Raw genomic sequence first — 15788 nt, 5'->3', positions numbered from 1 at the left:
GCCCGCTTCCTTTATAACGCGTCGAAACCCGAGCGCCAGAAGTATGCCCAAACGCACAGATATAGACTCCATCCTCATCATTGGGGCTGGCCCGATTGTTATCGGCCAGGCCTGTGAATTCGACTATTCCGGCACGCAAGCCTGCAAGGCTCTGCGGCAGGAGGGATATCGAATCATCCTCGTGAATTCGAACCCCGCCACGATCATGACCGACCCCGATCTGGCGCACGCCACCTATATCGAGCCGATCACGCCCGACATGGTGACGAAGGTGATCGAGCGGGAACGCCGCGAACACCCGGACGAGCGCATGGCCTTGCTGCCCACGATGGGCGGCCAGACCGCGCTCAACACCGCGCTGAAGCTTGCGCGTGACGGCGTGCTCGATCGCTTCGGCATCGAACTGATTGGCGCGAATGCCGACGCCATCGACAAGGCCGAGGATCGCCAGCTTTTCCGCGAGGCGATGAAGAAGATCGGCCTCGCGACGCCGAAATCGCGGCTTGCGCAAACCCTCCAGGAGGCCATCGACGCGCTCGAACACGTGCCGTTGCCCGCAATCATCCGCCCGTCCTTCACGCTTGGCGGCACCGGCGGCGGCATCGCTTACAACCGCGAAGAATATCTCCACATCTGCGAGCGCGGCTTGGAAGCCTCGCCCACGACGCAGATTCTCGTCGAGGAATCCGTCCTCGGCTGGAAGGAGTACGAGATGGAGGTTGTCCGCGACAAGAAGGACAACTGCATCATCATATGCTCCATCGAGAACGTGGACCCGATGGGCGTTCATACCGGCGATTCGATCACGGTTGCGCCCGCGCTGACGCTGACCGACCGCGAATATCAGATCATGCGCAACGCCTCCATTGCGGTTCTGCGCGAGATCGGCGTCGAAACCGGCGGCTCGAACGTGCAGTTCGCGGTGAACCCTGCGGACGGCAAGCTCGTCGTGATTGAGATGAACCCGCGCGTGTCGCGGTCGTCGGCGCTTGCGTCCAAGGCGACGGGCTTCCCCATCGCCAAGGTCGCCGCGAAGCTCGCCGTCGGCTACACGCTCGACGAACTCGACAACGACATCACCAAGGGCGCGACGCCCGCCTCCTTCGAGCCGACCATCGATTACGTCGTCACGAAGATTCCCCGGTTCGCGTTCGAGAAGTTCCCCGGCGCACCGACGACGCTCACGACGTCCATGAAGTCGGTCGGCGAGGCGATGGCCATCGGCCGCACCTTCCACGAAAGCCTGCAAAAGGCGCTTCGCTCCCTGGAAACGGGCCTCACCGGTCTTGACGATTACCTCCTCGAAGGGCTCGGCAAGGGCGACGACAAGAACGTCATCCGCGAGGCGCTCGGCACGCCGTCGCCCGACCGGCTCCTCAAGGTCGCGCAAGCACTGCGCATGGGCGTCGATCATGAGCAGATCCACGCACTGTGCCGGATCGATCCGTGGTTCATCGAACGGCTTCAGGAAATCGTGGACGTGGAAGCGAAGGTTCGCGAACACGGCCTGCCGCAAACCGAGCGCTCCTTCCGCGAACTGAAGGCCATGGGCTTCTCCGATGCGCGGCTTGCGGCGCTCTCGGGGCTCACGGAAGCTGAGGTCGCGGAGAAGCGCTGCGCGCTGAAGGTGTTCCCCGTTTACAAGCGCATCGACACCTGCGCGGCCGAATTCCCCTCGCCGACGCCGTACATGTACTCGACCTACGAGAGCCCGCTTGCAGGCCGCGAGATGTGCGAGGCGGCGCCGTCAGCCCGCGAGAAGATCATCATCCTCGGCAGCGGCCCGAACCGCATCGGGCAGGGCATCGAGTTCGACTATTGTTGTTGTCACGCGGCCTTCTCGCTGTCGAAGGCGGGCTACGAGACGATCATGGTCAACTGTAACCCGGAGACCGTCTCGACCGACTACGACACCTCCGACCGCCTCTATTTCGAGCCGCTGACACCGGAAGACGTGCTCGCGATCATCGAAAAGGAAGCCTCGAACGGCAAGCTCAAGGGCGTGATCGTGCAGTTCGGCGGCCAGACGCCGCTGAAGCTCGCGCAGACGCTCGCCGACCGCGGCGTGCCGATCCTCGGCACCTCGCCCGACGCCATCGACCTCGCCGAGGACCGCGACCGCTTCAAGGCGCTCGTGGAGAAGCTCAACCTGCGCCAGCCGCAGAACGGCATCGCCTATTCCATTGAGCAGGCGCTCGCGGCGAGCGAGGCAATCGGCTTCCCCATCGTGGTCAGGCCGTCCTACGTGCTCGGCGGGCGGGCCATGGCCATCATCCCGAACCAGGCGTCGCTCAAGGACTATTTCGACACGACGCTCGCGGCTTTCGTGCCACCGGACGTGCATCATCGCTTCGGGGGCAACCGACACGCGGAAGTGAACGCCGTGCTCGCGAAGAACGCGCTCCTGCTCGATTCCTATGTGCGCGATGCGACCGAAGTCGACGTCGACGCCATTTCGGATGGCACGGATGTGTTCATCGCGGGCGTGATGGAGCATATCGAGGAAGCGGGCGTGCATTCGGGCGACAGCGCCTGCTCGCTCCCGCCGCATTCGCTCTGCGAGAAGACGCTGCGCGAGCTTGAGCGCCAGACCGCCGACATCGCCCGCGCGCTGAACGTCGTCGGGCTCATGAACATCCAGTACGCGGTGAAGGACGGCGACGTTTACGTGCTGGAGGTTAACCCGCGCGCGAGCCGCACCGTGCCGTTCGTGGCGAAGGTGATCGGTTATCCGGTCGCGGCCATCGCGGCTCGCGTCATGGCGGGCGAGAAGCTCGCCGACATGAACCTCAAGCATCGCGCCAACGTGCAGCATGTGGGCGTGAAGGAAGCCGTGTTCCCGTTCGAGCGGTTCCCGGAGATCGATCCGGTCCTTGGGCCGGAGATGCGCTCCACGGGCGAAGTGATGGGCATCGACAAGACCTACGCCGTCGCCTTTGCCAAGGCGCAGCTCGCGAGCGGCAGCCGTCTGCCGACCGCCGGAACGCTGTTCGTGTCGGTCAAGGAATCGGACAAGCACCGCATCGTTCAACCCGTCCGCGACCTCGTGGAAATGGGCTTCAAGGTGCTCGCCACGCGCGGCACCGCACGCCACCTCGAAGCGCAAGGCATCCCTTGCACGCGCATCAACAAGGTGCTCGAAGGGCGGCCGAACATCGTGGACGCGATGAAGAACCGCGAAGTGGATCTCGTCTTCAACACGACGGAAGGAGCGAAGGCACTTGCCGACAGTTCCACGATCCGGCGTACCGCGTTGATGTACAAGATTCCTTACTACACGACGATCGCGGGCGCGCTCGCTGTGACGAAATCAGTTGCGGCAATGCGCGCTGGCATCCTTGAAGTTCAGCCTCTGCAGAAATATATCGCCTAAACTGTGTGTGCCGGTGCCGGAGGGCGGTCCGGCATGCGCTGTTTTTGTCGAATTCCACTTTCAGATGGATGAACGGTTCCGGGGGGACTTTCTCCGGACCTGGGGAGAATTGGGGATGAGCGAAAAAGTGCCGATGACTGCCCAGGGGCATGCAGCGCTTGAGGCCGAGCTTAGAATTTTGAGGAGCGTCGAGCGGCAGCGCATCATCAAGGCCATTGCTGAGGCGCGGTCGCATGGCGACCTGTCCGAAAATGCGGAATATCATGCCGCGAAGGAAGCGCAGGGCATGAACGAGGCGAAGGTCGCCGATCTTGAGGACAAACTCAGCCGGGCCGAGGTGATCGACATCTCCAAGCTTTCCGGCGAGACCGTGAAGTTTGGCGCGACGGTGACGCTCGTCGACGAGGACACCGAGGAAGAGGTGAAATATCAGATCGTCGGCGATCTCGAAGCCGATGTTCGGAACGGAAAGGTTTCCATCGGCTCGCCAATCGCGCGCGCGCTCATCGGCAAGAAGGCGGGCGATTCGGTAGAGGTGAACACGCCACGCGGCGCGAAGTCTTACGAGATTTTGAAAGTCGAATTTCTCGGCTGAGCCGCAAGCTTCACCGGACATAAACCGAGATATCTTCCGCACCAGCAAAGCCGCCGTTTACGGCGGCTTTTTTATGCCCCCGCCAACGCTTTTTTGAGCGATTTGGTAGACTTTCACTCTAAAGCGGTTTTGTAGGACAAAGCGCCACCCAAATTACCGCTTTTAGGGAAATTTTCTTTCTGCGCGATGCACTGCGCAATTCGATCTTTATTTCGGGCGCAAGCGTCCGTCACCGACTTTTCCGTGTATGTTAACACGCATATCTAGAGGCTTTGGGCAAACGCCTCAGCGGGAAAGCGCTTACGAGACTATGAACGCAGTCGTACGAGAATTGGATCGTTCTTCCGATCAGGCAGATCTTGCGAAAACATTGAACGAGGCGCTGGCGGAGGCGGAAAACCTGTCCTCACGTCTGCAAGCAATAGAAAATACAATTGCTGGCCGCGTTTTCTTTTCGACAAGTCTCGGGTTGGAGGATCAGGTTCTCCTGCACGCCATCGCCAAGGCGCAATCGCGGATCGAAGTCTTCACCCTCGACACGGGCAGGCAGTTTCCCGAGACCTACGACGTCCTTTCGCGCAGCGAACGCGTTCTCGGCACGCGGATCCGCGTCGTCTTCCCGGATGCGGGCGACGTCGAGGAACTTGTCGCGCGGGACGGCGTTTTCGGCTTCCGCTATTCGGTCGAGCAGCGGAAGGCGTGCTGCCACGTCCGCAAGGTTCTGCCCCTCCAGCGCGCGCTCGATGGCGCGGCCGGGTGGGTGACGGGCGTTCGCCGCGAGCAGTCCACGACGCGGGGCGAGACGCCTTTCGCGGCTTTCGATGCCCAGCAGAACCTCATCAAGCTCAATCCCATCGCTGATTGGACGCTCGATCGGGTGGAAGCCTACATCGCCGAACACAGCGTGCCGGTGAATGCTCTCCATGCGCACGGCTTCCCGTCCATCGGCTGTCAGCCCTGCACACGCGCCATCGAGCCGGGAGAAGATATCCGGGCGGGTCGCTGGTGGTGGGAAGACGAAAATCGCAAGGAATGCGGCCTGCATAACCGTCCCGGCGGTTCGAGAAATCTTTAATTCGCTTCGAGAGACCTTCGACTCCATGACCAAGCCTCTGTCCCATCTCGACCTGCTCGAAGCGGAAAGCATCGCGATTCTCCGCGAATCCGCCGCGCAATTCAAAAAGCTCGTATTCCTTTATTCGGCGGGCAAGGACTCGACCGCGCTTCTTCATCTCGCGCGCAAGGCGTTCTGGCCGCAAAAGCCGCCCTTTCCGCTGCTCCATGTCGATACGACGTGGGAGTTCAAGGAAGTGATCGAGTTTCGCGACCGCACCGCCGAGCGCTTCGGCCTCGATCTTCTCGTGCACATCAACGAGGATGGCGTCGCGCGCAACATCAACCCGGTCGATTATTCGCCGTCGGTTTATACCGACGTGATGAAGACGGTTGCGCTCCGTCAGGCGCTCGACAAATACGGCTTCGACGCGGCAATCGGCGGCGCGCGCCGCGACGAGGAAGCCTCTCGCGCGAAGGAACGCGTCTTCTCGCTGCGTTCGGCCGGTTACCGCTGGGATCCGCGCAAGCAGCGTCCCGAGATGTGGAACATTCTCAACGGCCGCCTCGGGCAGGGCGAGACGATGCGCATTTTCCCGCTGTCGAACTGGACCGAAAAAGACGTATGGCGCTACGTCGCCCGCGAGAAGCTCGATGTCGTGCCGCTTTATTTCGCGAAGGAGCGCCCCGCGATCGAGCGCGACGGACAGGTTTTCGTCATCGGCGACGACCGTCCGTTCCTGAAGCCAGGCGAGACGCCGCGTCCGATCAAGGTCCGTTTCCGCACACTCGGATGTTGGCCGGTCACTGCCGCCGACAAGTCCGACGCCTCGGACATCGACGCTGTGCTCGCCGAAACGCTGGCCGCGCGCAACTCCGAACGCCAGGGCCGCCTCATCGACCACGACACAGTCGGCGCAATGGAGCGCAAGAAGGAAGAAGGATACTTCTGATGCGCTTTGACACATCCGATGCATTTGCAGGCGCCGAACCAGCGTCAGAAAACGAAGCCTACAGGAAGCCTCCCGTGACTGAGCGCAAGACTGCCCCGGAATTGAACGGCATCGTCCGCCTTCTCACCTGCGGTTCCGTGGATGACGGCAAGTCCACGCTCATAGGCCGCCTTTTGTGGGATGCCTCGCCGCTTTACGACGACCAGCGCGACAAGCTCCTCAAGGAGACGGCGAGCCTCCACGGCGCGAGCCGGCCTGACTTCAGCCGCCTCGTCGACGGCCTCGTCGCCGAGCAGGAGCAGGGCATCACCATCGACATCGCGTGGCACTATTTCGACACACCGCATCGCCGCGTCGTCATCATCGACTCGCCGGGCCACGAGCAATATACGCGCAACATGGCGACGGGTGCGTCGCATGCCGACGTTGCGGTGCTACTCGTCGACGCGCAGGCGGGCATCAAGCGGCAGACGCGCCGCCATCTCGCGATCCTCGACCTCGCGGGCGTTCGCAAGGTGGTGCTCGCGGTCAACAAGATGGACCTGATCGGCTGGGACAAGGAGCGCTTCGACGCCATCGTCGACGACTTCGTGAGTTCGGTCGCGCGTTTCCCGCGGCTGTCGTGGATCGCGATCCCGGTTTCCGCGCTGAACGGCGACAACGTCGCGACGCGCTCGCAGGCGATGGATTGGTACAAGGGACCGACGTTCGTCGAGCACCTTGAAACGGTTGGCTCCCGTGCGGACAACGCGCATGAGTCGTTCCGCATGCCGGTGCAGATCGTGCTGCGCGACGGAAAAGGCTTTCGCGGCTTTGGCGGCCGCATCACAGCGGGCACCATCCATGTCGGCGATGCTGTCTCGGATGCGCTTTCCGGCCGGTCGAGCACCATCGCCAGCATCCGCACGATGGACGGAGACCTCGAAGCGGCGCGCAGCGGTCAATCGGTGGTGATCGAGCTTGCCGATCATATCGATGTGAGCCGTGGCAGCGTGCTGACGACCGAAAAGGGCGAGGTGCGGACCGGGCGCAGGCTCGAAGCGCGCATCGTCTGGCTTGCGAACGAGCCGTACTCCAACACGCAGGGCTATCTGCTGCGGACCGCCACGGACATGGTTCCGGTGGTCTCGCTGAAGATCCTTGGCCGCCTCGATCTCGACACGCTGGAACTGAACGCGGCCGCCACGCTTGAGCCGAACGGCATTGCGGAGGCGCGCATCGATCTCGCCCGCGCCATCGCGGCCGATCGCTTCACCGACCATCGCGGCACCGGCGCGTTCGTGCTGGTCGATGCGGTGACGGGCGCGGCTGTTGCGGGCGGCGTCATCCGCGAGGTGAGCGCGGGGGTTGCGGCCGACAAGGGCGCGTTCCTTCTGTCGAGCGAATTGTTGTGGCGCGGCTTGTGCTCCGACCTTGCCAATGCCGATGATACAGACGGCGAGTTCCGCCGCCGCGCGAATGAGGTGGCGATCATACTGCGCGCGGCCGGTGTCCCTGTGGAGTTTGCGGCTTAGCAGGGGCCGCACGTTTAGCTTCTCGCCCGTGGTTCGTATTCCGAGCGAGAAGGACGTTTTTCTTCCTACAACGCCGCACCGCAAATCCGACGCGGCGCGACGTTGCAAGTTGCTGTTGTCTATCAAGTGCTCTGATCTAACGATTGTCCGCTTGCGAGCGAACGGCGGACAGCCCTAACGGGGAGATCCGATAGGGACCACCGGCCGAGGACCGGATCAGGCCGCGACGACGCAGTTTATTGAAGACGTCGAGTGAGCAATCGACAAGACGATACCCGTCGCGGGTGATGCACTCGGCGAAGATTATGGATTTGCCGTTTCGGACATGACGAATATATCCGCCTTGTGCCAAGGCGTGCAGCGTCCGCTGCTCGTACTTCGAGATATTCATTGGGAGACTCGATGCAAAGACCGCAATAGCTTGCTATGCCACGACTGCAAAAGCAGCCTGACTTTTCAGCAAGCGCGTGGTGTTCGCTTCCGCGCGAACAGTCAGCGGCCTATGACAATCTCCAGCATCCAGCCCCCGTTAGATCAGCCAGCGTTAATCGCACTCGATTTGACGCAGAGAAGCTGATCGACGATAGAACCTAAAGCATCGTGCCGCGTCTGATTTTGCCGCACGGTGCTGTAGCGGCCGCATGATTACTCCGACATGCGTCGAAGTCAATTCGGTGCGGTGATTTGCTCCCTGCGTGGGACATCGTCATCACGCAAAGTGAACCCGCATGCATGCGCAGGTGACATTCTCTTGGGAATGCACAGGGCGAACGCCAGAATTGCATGCGCCGGTTGCGCCTATTCGATCGCGGCGCCGGGCCTGACTCGGGATTGGCCGCTGAGCGGGGTTCTCATAAGCGCCTCCCGAGATTTCGGCCGTTATAACTTTCTTTCATTGCTATATGTGCTCGCGGCAATTTGCGACACGCGCGCGCGGCGCAAAGTCGCTCTGCTCTTCTTGCTCAGAAATTGACGAGATATCGCTTTGTCTCGACGGGCGTTACCTGCGCCTCGAGAAAATCGATTTCGCGCTCGGCCTGACGCACGAGAATGGAAAGGCGGTCCTCCCCAATCACCCGCCTAAGGAACTCGGAAGATCTGGCAAGTCTCACGGCCGTTGGCAGATCGCGGGGAAGCGGCGGCAGGTCGGGCTGCTCATAAGCGTTGCTGGAAATCGGAGCGCTTGTCAGTTCCAGCCCTTCCTCGATGCCGTCGAGCCCCGCGGCGATATCGGCGGCGAGCAGATAATACGGGTTGGCGTCGGCAGAGCCGTCACGCTTCTCGATGCGGACCTGATGATCCTTGCCTTCGATGACCCGGAACGCGATCGTTCGATTGTCAAAGCCCCAACTGACGTTGGTCGGGCAGAAGGTATAAGGGCGCCGCCGCCGGAAGGCGTTGGGCGTGGTCGAAACGGCGAGCGCAGACTCCGCGATGCGGCGCTCCAGACCGGCGAGAAACGAGCGGCCGAATCTGGACAAGCGGCCCCCGTCAGCGAATAGGTTCACGCCCTCCCGCCAGACCGAATAGTGCGCGTGGAAGCCGCTGCCCGACTGGTCAATGAAAGGCTTGGCCATGAAAGTGGCGAGATAGCCATGAAGTGCGGCGATTTCCTTGATCGCGGTTCGGAACAGGACCACCCGGTCCGCCCCGGTGAGCGCACCGGCGTGGCGAATGTTAACTTCCACCCGTCCCGGCGCATATTCGGGGTTCGATTGTTCGATCGGAATGCCGATCGCTTCGAGGTGCCTGCGGATCGGCCCGAGCACCGGCTCGAACTGCGCCGAGCGGCCGATGCCGTAAACCGAGATGCCCTTGTCCTTCGGCCGTTTCGTCTCGGGATCGAGGAGATAAAACTCGAGTTCGGTTCCTACTTCGATGGTCAGCCCGAGGCGCGCAGCGCGCTCGACTTGGGTCAGAAGCGCAACGCGTGGGTCGATCGGTACGGGTTTGTGATCAAGGGTTTCGGTGCGGCCCAATGTGATGGCTACGCCCGGCTCCCACGGCACCGCCACCGGCGGCGCGGCAAGTGGAAACAGGTGGACGTCCGGGTATCCGTTATCGAAGGAGCAAAAAGGCGTGTCCCAGATGTCGCTCGTCATGTCCAGGGCGAAGATCGCGGCACAGATGGCTTTGCCGTCTTCGCAGGTTGTCGCCCAATTGCTCGCGGGAATGCGCTTGCCGCGCATGACGCCATTCACATCGCCTACGCCCAGCACGATGGTGTGCGTTCCCTCGGGCAGCGGCAGTAAAGAACCGGACATGCAGAATACCCTCCTCATGGATATTCGACATATTCGATAATTTTAATAGATATTGCAACCCGGCTCTCTCACGGCGCGGGGCGGCGGGACGCTTCCAGAGCTGCGAAGCCTATTCGATCGCGGCGCCGGGCTCACTCTTCGCCGTCTTGATCGTGAAGGAGGTCTTCACGGAGCTCACATTCGGCGCTGCGGTCAGTTCTCGTATGATGAAGTTCTGGAAGGTCACGAGATCGGGCGCGACGCATTTCAGCAGGAAGTCGGTATCGCCCGAAAGCATGAACGCTTCCCGCACGATCTCCCATTGGCGAATGCGGGCCTCGAAGGCGGACAGATCGCCCTCGGACTGGCTTTCGAGGCGCACGAAGGCGAAGGCGGTCAGGTGAAAGCCGAGGCGCGGAAGATTGAAAACGGCATGATAACCGGCGATGATGCCCGAGCGTTCAAGCTCCCGCACGCGCCTGAGACACGGCGGTGCAGAAAGACCGACACGAGCCGCCAGTTCGACATTGGTTATGCGACCGTCCCGCTGCAACTCGGCAAGGATCTTCCAATCGGTCGCATCGAGTTTCGTTGGAATGGTCGAGTCATCCAGTGTTCGCACCGACGCCATTGGGATTCCCTCGGGCTGTTGGCCAATCCCGCCCAGCAAGATATGTGGTGGCCGCTCTGTTGCAACGCAACAGTTCTTGATCGCGACGTTGGCGCAGCAGCAAAAAAAGTCAACAGCGGTTTCGATGTTGACACCCGCGACCACGGGCTTGACCGAATCGCCTTGGCAGCAGACGCACCAGCGCCTATTTTGCGATGCGAAATGCTAATTCAGAAGGGATGAGCTTGCAATGGCGGCACGTCATCACAGGGTTTTCATCGTCGGGTCGGGTCCTGCGGGATACACTGCGGCGATCTATGCGGCGCGGGCGATGCTGAAGCCGCTGCTGATCGAGGGCATGCAGCCCGGGGGCCAGCTCACAACCACCACCGAGGTAGAAAATTATCCGGGCTTCGCCGAGCCGATCCAGGGGCCGTGGCTCATGGAGCAGATGCGCGCGCAGGCGCTGCATGTCGGCGCGGAGATCGTCCAGGATCTGATTACGTCGGTAGACTTTTCGCGCCTGCCGCTCGTGCTCAACGGCGACAGCGGCACCACCTATCGCGCCGAATCCGTCATCATATCGACCGGCGCACAGGCCCGCTGGCTCGGCATCCCGAGCGAGCAGCATTATCGCGGCTACGGCGTGTCCGCCTGCGCGACGTGCGACGGCTTCTTCTATCGTGGCAAGGACGTGCTCGTGATCGGCGGCGGCAACACGGCGGTCGAGGAAGCGCTGTTCCTTACGAAATTCGCGAAGAGCGTCACCGTGGCCCATCGCCGCGATTCCTTCCGCGCCGAGAAGATTCTCCAGAACCGCCTGTTTTCGAACCCGAAAGTGAAGGTGCTCTGGAACACCGTTCTCAATGAGGTTGTGGGTAATGACAACCCCAAGGCGGTGACAGGCGCGCGGCTTCGCGATACGGTGACGGGTGAGGCAACGCTGTTGCCGATGGATGGAATATTCATCGCCATAGGCCATGCTCCTGCGACAGAAATATTCAAAGGACAGCTCGATACGACGTCCGGCGGGTATCTCGTCACGGCGGCGAAGTCGACCGCCACGAATGTCGCGGGCGTCTTTGCGGCGGGCGACGTGACGGACGATATCTACCGTCAGGCCGTCACCGCAGCGGGGATGGGATGCATGGCGGCGCTCGACGCAGAGCGTTACCTCGCGAGTTTGGAAACACTGGCGCAAGCGGCCGAGTAACGCCGACATCGCGCATAAAAAGGCCCGGCACTCCGCATGGATTGGGACAAGCTCAGGATTTTTCATGCCGCTGCGCAGGCTGGCAGCTTCACGCATGCGGGCGAAACGCTGGCGATCAGCCAGTCGGCCGTGAGCCGGCATATCGCATCGCTCGAACGCGATCTCAACGTGCCGCTGTTCCACCGCCATGCGCGCGGGCTGGTCCTCACCGAACAGGGCGAGTTGCTCTATCGAACGGCGCAGGAAGTTTTCTCGAAACTCGCCACGACGCAAATTCTCCTCGCGGACAGCAGAGGCAAGCCCAACGGCCAGTTGAAGGTGACGACCACCATGGCGCTCGGCACCGGCTGGCTGACCCCGCGCCTCAACGAGTTCATGAAGCTCTATCCCGACATCCAGCTTCAGCTCATCCTTGACGACGAGACGCTGAACCTCACCATGCGCGAGGCCGATGTCGCCATCTGGTTCGGCCCGCCGTCGCAGCAGGATCTCGTGCGGCGCAAGCTGTTCACCGTGCATTTTCACGTCTACGCATCGGTCGAATATGTGAAAAGGAACGGACGGCCGCGTAATCTGGAAGACCTGGATCGCCACCGCATCCTGACCTATGGCGGCGTGTTGCCCAGCCCCTTCAAGGAGATGAACTGGCTGGAAACAGCGGGCCGTGACGGCCGCGACCTGCGCGATCCGTCAGTGCGCATCAACAGCCTTCTCGCGCTGCGCGAAGCCGTGCTGCAAGGCGTCGGCATCGCGGTGTTGCCGGACTATCTCGCGAAAGATCATCCTCGGCTCGTCAACGTGCTCGAAGAGGCCGAGATGCCGGTCTTCGACACCTACTTCGTTTATCCCGCCGACCTCAAGGACACGAAGCGCGTCAACGCCTTCCGCGACTTCCTCGTCGAGAAGTCTCGCGAGTGGTCGTTCTAGCGGATTAGGACACGCCGCCATCAAACGGGGCGCGCGCAGGTGAGAGGTGAAAACCTCAACCGCTCGCCCGCCCATGTCGGCACAATTGAGGCTTTCCTGCAACAGATGTGGTCGATTAGACCGCCCTCCACGGACGGATCCTTGCACGGTCTTCGCTCCACCGGCCGCGATCCTTTACAATTTATTAGTAGCGTTGATTCGCGTCGCTTCCCGCGATGCGAGCGATGGCAGTCCTGCGTAGAGCAATTTCCGAAAGCCCGAAGGACCGTTTCCTCGGGGTGGGTCAGGCTGTACGAGGCGAGCCATGAAGCTTTTTCATATCATTGCAGGCGCTCAGAATTCGCGGGCGTTCAGCAATATGGGGCAGGTGTTCGGCTTCAGCGACGAGATCATGGCGCAAACCGTGCGCTACTTCATTCCGCCGATCTCGAAGGCCATCGAGAAGCGCGCACAGACGCCGGACGGGTTGATTTCGATCCTCGAATTGCTCGGCTCGCGCCGCTACGACCGCTTCCTTGACGATCCGCGCATTTTCGGACACCCGCAGGTTTCGAAGGAAGGCCAGCGCGTCCTCGACTTCCTTTTCGAACGCGAGGCGCGCCTTCAGAAGATCGTCGAAAATCGCGCACGCGTGCTGCCGGTCGATGCCGCGACGCTGCGGCGACTGTTTCCGCTCATCGCCGTCATGGTGATGGGCGCGGTGGAGGTTCGCACGCGGCGGCCGCTCGGCGTTATCCTGCATCGCGTCGCGAAGGGCGAAACCGACGACCGCGCCGTCGCCAATCCTTTCATGGCGCTCGCGCAGTATCTTCGCAAACAGGAGAAGCAGGAGCGCGACGGCCGCAGGCGCCGACTTTTCTCGTTCTTCGGCGTGGCGCAGCCCGCCCAACAGCCGGCGAAAGCTCCGGCAGGCGCGACGAGCGGGTTGTTCGAGTCGGCGTGAGGATCCGAGCTGGTGTAGGTGCTCTGTTATATTTTAATCGCCCCAAGCAGAGGCGAGGACGCAAACGCGAGCAAAGGAAGCGACTGGTCAGCTTTTTCGCAGTCCCGTGCGCGAGGCAATGGGGCGGCCGGGACAGCCCGACGGTCCAGATCCAAAAGGATTGACAAGTCGAGTGGCAGGTGACAGCGTGCCGTCACAACGCGGCCGTGCAGTTTGATGCATAGAATTTCTATTGCTTCACCCGCCGCAACCTTTTCCAACAATCAGGCCCCGTCCAGCTGCGCGTGGATATAGGCTCTTTGCCGCTGTGCCTCTCACCGGGTGCGCGCGGCTTAAAGGATATCTCGTGACTTCTGTGACCTTCGAAGCTTTGGGGCTTGCAAAGCCCTTGTTGCGGGCGCTCGCTGACGAAAACTACGTCGAGCCGACGCCAATTCAGGAAAAGGCTATTCCCCATCTTCTCCAAGGCCGTGACTTGCTCGGCCTTGCCCAAACCGGCACAGGCAAGACCGCCGCATTTGCGCTGCCCCTGCTGCAACTCCTCTCCGAACGGCAGGACAGCCCCAAGCCGCGAACCGCGCGGGCGCTTATCCTGGTTCCGACGCGCGAGCTCGGGCTTCAGATTGCCGCGAGCTTCAAGAGTTACGGCCATCACCTCAAGCTGACGAGCACCGTCATAATGGGCGGTGTCTCGATTGGTCCGCAGGCGAAAGCGCTGAGCCGGGGCGTCGACTTTCTTGTCGCAACGCCGGGGCGCCTCCTGGACCACCTGGGGCAAGGCACCGTCGATCTCGGGCAGACGAGCTATTTCGTGATCGACGAAGCGGACCGGATGCTCGACATGGGCTTCATTCGCGATGTTCGCAAGCTCATGAAGGTCATGCCAAGGAAGAGACAGTCGATCCTGTTCTCGGCAACGATGCCCAAGGAAATCGCGACGCTTGCCGAAGATATCCTGAAAGATCCCGTGCACATTACCATTCCGGCGAAAACGGTTGCCGTTGAACGCATCGATCAACGCGTTCACCTCGTCACGACTGGAAACAAGCCTACGATGCTCGCTGGATTACTGGATCAGCCGGAGTTCGATCGCGTCATCGTGTTCACCCGCACCAAGCGCTCAGCCAATCGCGTCGCGGAACGACTTCTGCAAGGTGGAGTTCCGACCGAGGCCATCCACGGCAACAAGAGCCAGGCCGCGCGGCAGAAGGCGCTTGAAAACCTTCGACAGGGGAAAGCGCGGGTGCTCGTGGCGACTGATATTCTGGCGCGCGGTATCGACGTGGATAGCATCAGTCACGTCATCAATTATGAGCTGCCGAATGATCCGGAAAACTATGTTCATCGGATCGGACGAACGGCGCGCGCAGGCAGCGATGGCATCGCTATCTCATTCTGCGACCTGAGCGAACGGGCCAGCCTGCGCAATATCGAGCGCTTCCTCGGACGCTCGCTGACGCAAGTGAACGATCCTGCTCCGAGCAAGGTGGTTGCTGCCGTCGCGAGACCGCCAAAGGTACAAGCCCATCGTTCGAGGCGGCCTCGGTCGAGATCGGCGAGCTAGGGAGCGAGTTTGACCATTTGTGCCACGTGCGCTGCGGGTGCGCGCTCAAATGCCAAATTCAAAAACTCCGGTAGTCTTTGCGATCCCGACATTTGCCCCGGGGTGCTGCAGGGGATGCAAATGTACGTATCGCCACGTAGCCATCGGCTCTGAGGCCCTTCACCGAAGGGCCTCAGGCGCCAGATAATCAGGCTGCGCTCGGAGAACGCTTGCCACGCCCCTTCGTCGTTGCTTTCGCGGCAGGCGCAGGCACAGCAGCCTTTCCGTTGGCCTTGGCGGCGTTGCGCTGTCCGAGGCCCATGCTCTTGGCGAGGTTCGAGCGCGCCGCTGCGTAGGCCGGCGCCACCATCGGATAATCGTGCGGCAGGCCCCATTTCTCGCGATAGTCTTCGGGCGAGAGATCGTAATGGGTCTTGAGATGCCGCTTGAGAGATTTGAACTTCTTGCCATCCTCAAGGCAGATGATGAAGTCCTGCGTCACGGATTTCTTGACGGGGACCGCGGGTGTCAATTCCGGCTTCGCCGGTTCAACGCTCTGCGTCGCGGCCTTGCTGAGGGCCCCATAGACCGAAACAATGAAGTCCGGAAGCTTGTCGGCGCTGATCACGTTGTTCGCGACATAAGCCGCCACCACATCCGCCGTGAATGAGGTCAGTTCGATTTCGTTGCTGTCTACCATAGTGTCCCAGGCTTCTGCTGTTGGCGCGAAAGTAAATTTATCTAGGTCGCACCAGTTTATTTTTCGTCAGGATCTTGTCGCCTCTTACAGATAAGCGCGCGTGATGTGTAGCTGATTATGC

At 61.4% G+C, this 15788-nt stretch carries 13 protein-coding genes; 9 read left to right on the top strand and 4 right to left on the bottom strand.

The window, feature by feature from the left end; translation table 11 throughout:
• The first annotated feature begins 43 nt into the window (after positions 1-43).
• The 5 genes from carB to RVAN_RS10850 all read left to right on the top strand — a co-directional run bounded on the left by carB (position 44) and on the right by RVAN_RS10850 (position 7488).
• On the top strand, positions 44-3373 hold the full coding sequence (gene carB, locus RVAN_RS10870; protein WP_013419771.1) for a carbamoyl-phosphate synthase large subunit: 3330 nt from the start codon (positions 44-46) through the stop codon (positions 3371-3373).
• A gap of 115 nt (positions 3374-3488) precedes the next feature.
• Positions 3489-3968, top strand: coding sequence for a transcription elongation factor GreA (gene greA, locus RVAN_RS10865; RefSeq protein ID WP_013419770.1), 480 nt, complete (start codon positions 3489-3491; stop codon positions 3966-3968).
• A gap of 331 nt (positions 3969-4299) precedes the next feature.
• Positions 4300-5043, top strand: coding sequence for a phosphoadenylyl-sulfate reductase (locus RVAN_RS10860; RefSeq protein WP_245257976.1), 744 nt, complete (start codon positions 4300-4302; stop codon positions 5041-5043).
• 25 nt (positions 5044-5068) lie between these two features.
• Positions 5069-5974 (top strand): sulfate adenylyltransferase subunit CysD, encoded by a 906-nt coding sequence (gene cysD, locus RVAN_RS10855; protein ID WP_013419768.1) that lies wholly within the window; start codon positions 5069-5071, stop codon positions 5972-5974.
• Between the two features lie 74 nt (positions 5975-6048).
• The gene (locus RVAN_RS10850) at positions 6049-7488 is read left to right on the top strand and encodes a sulfate adenylyltransferase subunit 1 (RefSeq protein ID WP_169309539.1); all 1440 of its coding nucleotides are present in this window, start codon (positions 6049-6051) and stop codon (positions 7486-7488) included.
• A 136-nt stretch (positions 7489-7624) separates the two neighbouring features.
• On the opposite strand, the gene RVAN_RS10845 is transcribed toward RVAN_RS10850, so the two are convergent.
• The 3 genes from RVAN_RS10845 to RVAN_RS10835 form a co-directional block, all read right to left on the bottom strand.
• Positions 7625-7879 (bottom strand): YjhX family toxin, encoded by a 255-nt coding sequence (locus RVAN_RS10845; RefSeq protein ID WP_013419766.1) that lies wholly within the window; start codon positions 7877-7879, stop codon positions 7625-7627.
• Positions 7880-8450: 571 nt separating this feature from the next.
• Positions 8451-9752: a glutamine synthetase family protein gene (locus RVAN_RS10840; RefSeq protein ID WP_013419765.1), complete on the bottom strand. Its 1302-nt coding sequence runs from the start codon at positions 9750-9752 to the stop codon at positions 8451-8453.
• Positions 9753-9861: 109 nt separating this feature from the next.
• Complete coding sequence (locus RVAN_RS10835; protein WP_013419764.1) at positions 9862-10362, bottom strand: Lrp/AsnC family transcriptional regulator; 501 nt, start codon at positions 10360-10362, stop codon at positions 9862-9864.
• 229 nt (positions 10363-10591) lie between these two features.
• On the opposite strand from RVAN_RS10835, the gene trxB reads away from it, so the two are divergent.
• The 4 genes from trxB (at position 10592) to RVAN_RS10815 (ending at position 14988) form a co-directional block, all read left to right on the top strand.
• Positions 10592-11554, top strand: coding sequence for a thioredoxin-disulfide reductase (gene trxB, locus RVAN_RS10830; RefSeq protein ID WP_013419763.1), 963 nt, complete (start codon positions 10592-10594; stop codon positions 11552-11554).
• Positions 11555-11590: 36 nt separating this feature from the next.
• A complete protein-coding gene (locus RVAN_RS10825) occupies positions 11591-12481 on the top strand; it encodes a LysR family transcriptional regulator (RefSeq protein ID WP_013419762.1) in 891 nt (296 codons plus the stop codon).
• A gap of 304 nt (positions 12482-12785) precedes the next feature.
• Positions 12786-13424 carry a DUF937 domain-containing protein gene (locus RVAN_RS10820; RefSeq protein WP_013419761.1) on the top strand — a complete coding sequence of 213 codons (639 nt, stop codon included), beginning with the start codon at positions 12786-12788 and terminating at the stop codon, positions 13422-13424.
• A gap of 346 nt (positions 13425-13770) precedes the next feature.
• On the top strand, positions 13771-14988 hold the full coding sequence (locus RVAN_RS10815; protein WP_013419760.1) for a DEAD/DEAH box helicase: 1218 nt from the start codon (positions 13771-13773) through the stop codon (positions 14986-14988).
• Positions 14989-15175: 187 nt separating this feature from the next.
• Here the strand turns inward: RVAN_RS10815 and RVAN_RS10810 are convergent, their stop codons facing one another.
• Positions 15176-15667, bottom strand: a complete 492-nt coding sequence (locus RVAN_RS10810; RefSeq protein WP_013419759.1) for a MucR family transcriptional regulator — start codon at positions 15665-15667, stop codon at positions 15176-15178.
• Between the last annotated feature and the right edge of the window lie 121 nt (positions 15668-15788).

The organism is Rhodomicrobium vannielii ATCC 17100, assembly GCF_000166055.1.
Taxonomy (GTDB): Bacteria; Pseudomonadota; Alphaproteobacteria; order Rhizobiales; family Rhodomicrobiaceae; genus Rhodomicrobium; species Rhodomicrobium vannielii.
This window is presented reverse-complemented; position numbering and strand designations above follow the sequence as displayed.

Excerpts from the sequence above, each read along its gene's own strand:
- carB (WP_013419771.1), top strand. The coding sequence starts at position 44 with ATGCCCAAACGCACAGATATAGACTCCATCCTCATCATTGGGGCTGGC.
- greA (WP_013419770.1), top strand. The coding sequence starts at position 3,489 with ATGAGCGAAAAAGTGCCGATGACTGCCCAGGGGCATGCAGCGCTTGAG.
- cysD (WP_013419768.1), top strand. The coding sequence starts at position 5,069 with ATGACCAAGCCTCTGTCCCATCTCGACCTGCTCGAAGCGGAAAGCATC.
- RVAN_RS10845 (WP_013419766.1), bottom strand. The coding sequence starts at position 7,879 with ATGAATATCTCGAAGTACGAGCAGCGGACGCTGCACGCCTTGGCACAA.
- RVAN_RS10840 (WP_013419765.1), bottom strand. The coding sequence starts at position 9,752 with ATGTCCGGTTCTTTACTGCCGCTGCCCGAGGGAACGCACACCATCGTG.
- RVAN_RS10835 (WP_013419764.1), bottom strand. The coding sequence starts at position 10,362 with ATGGCGTCGGTGCGAACACTGGATGACTCGACCATTCCAACGAAACTC.
- trxB (WP_013419763.1), top strand. The coding sequence starts at position 10,592 with ATGGCGGCACGTCATCACAGGGTTTTCATCGTCGGGTCGGGTCCTGCG.
- RVAN_RS10825 (WP_013419762.1), top strand. The coding sequence starts at position 11,591 with ATGGATTGGGACAAGCTCAGGATTTTTCATGCCGCTGCGCAGGCTGGC.
- RVAN_RS10820 (WP_013419761.1), top strand. The coding sequence starts at position 12,786 with ATGAAGCTTTTTCATATCATTGCAGGCGCTCAGAATTCGCGGGCGTTC.
- RVAN_RS10810 (WP_013419759.1), bottom strand. The coding sequence starts at position 15,667 with ATGGTAGACAGCAACGAAATCGAACTGACCTCATTCACGGCGGATGTG.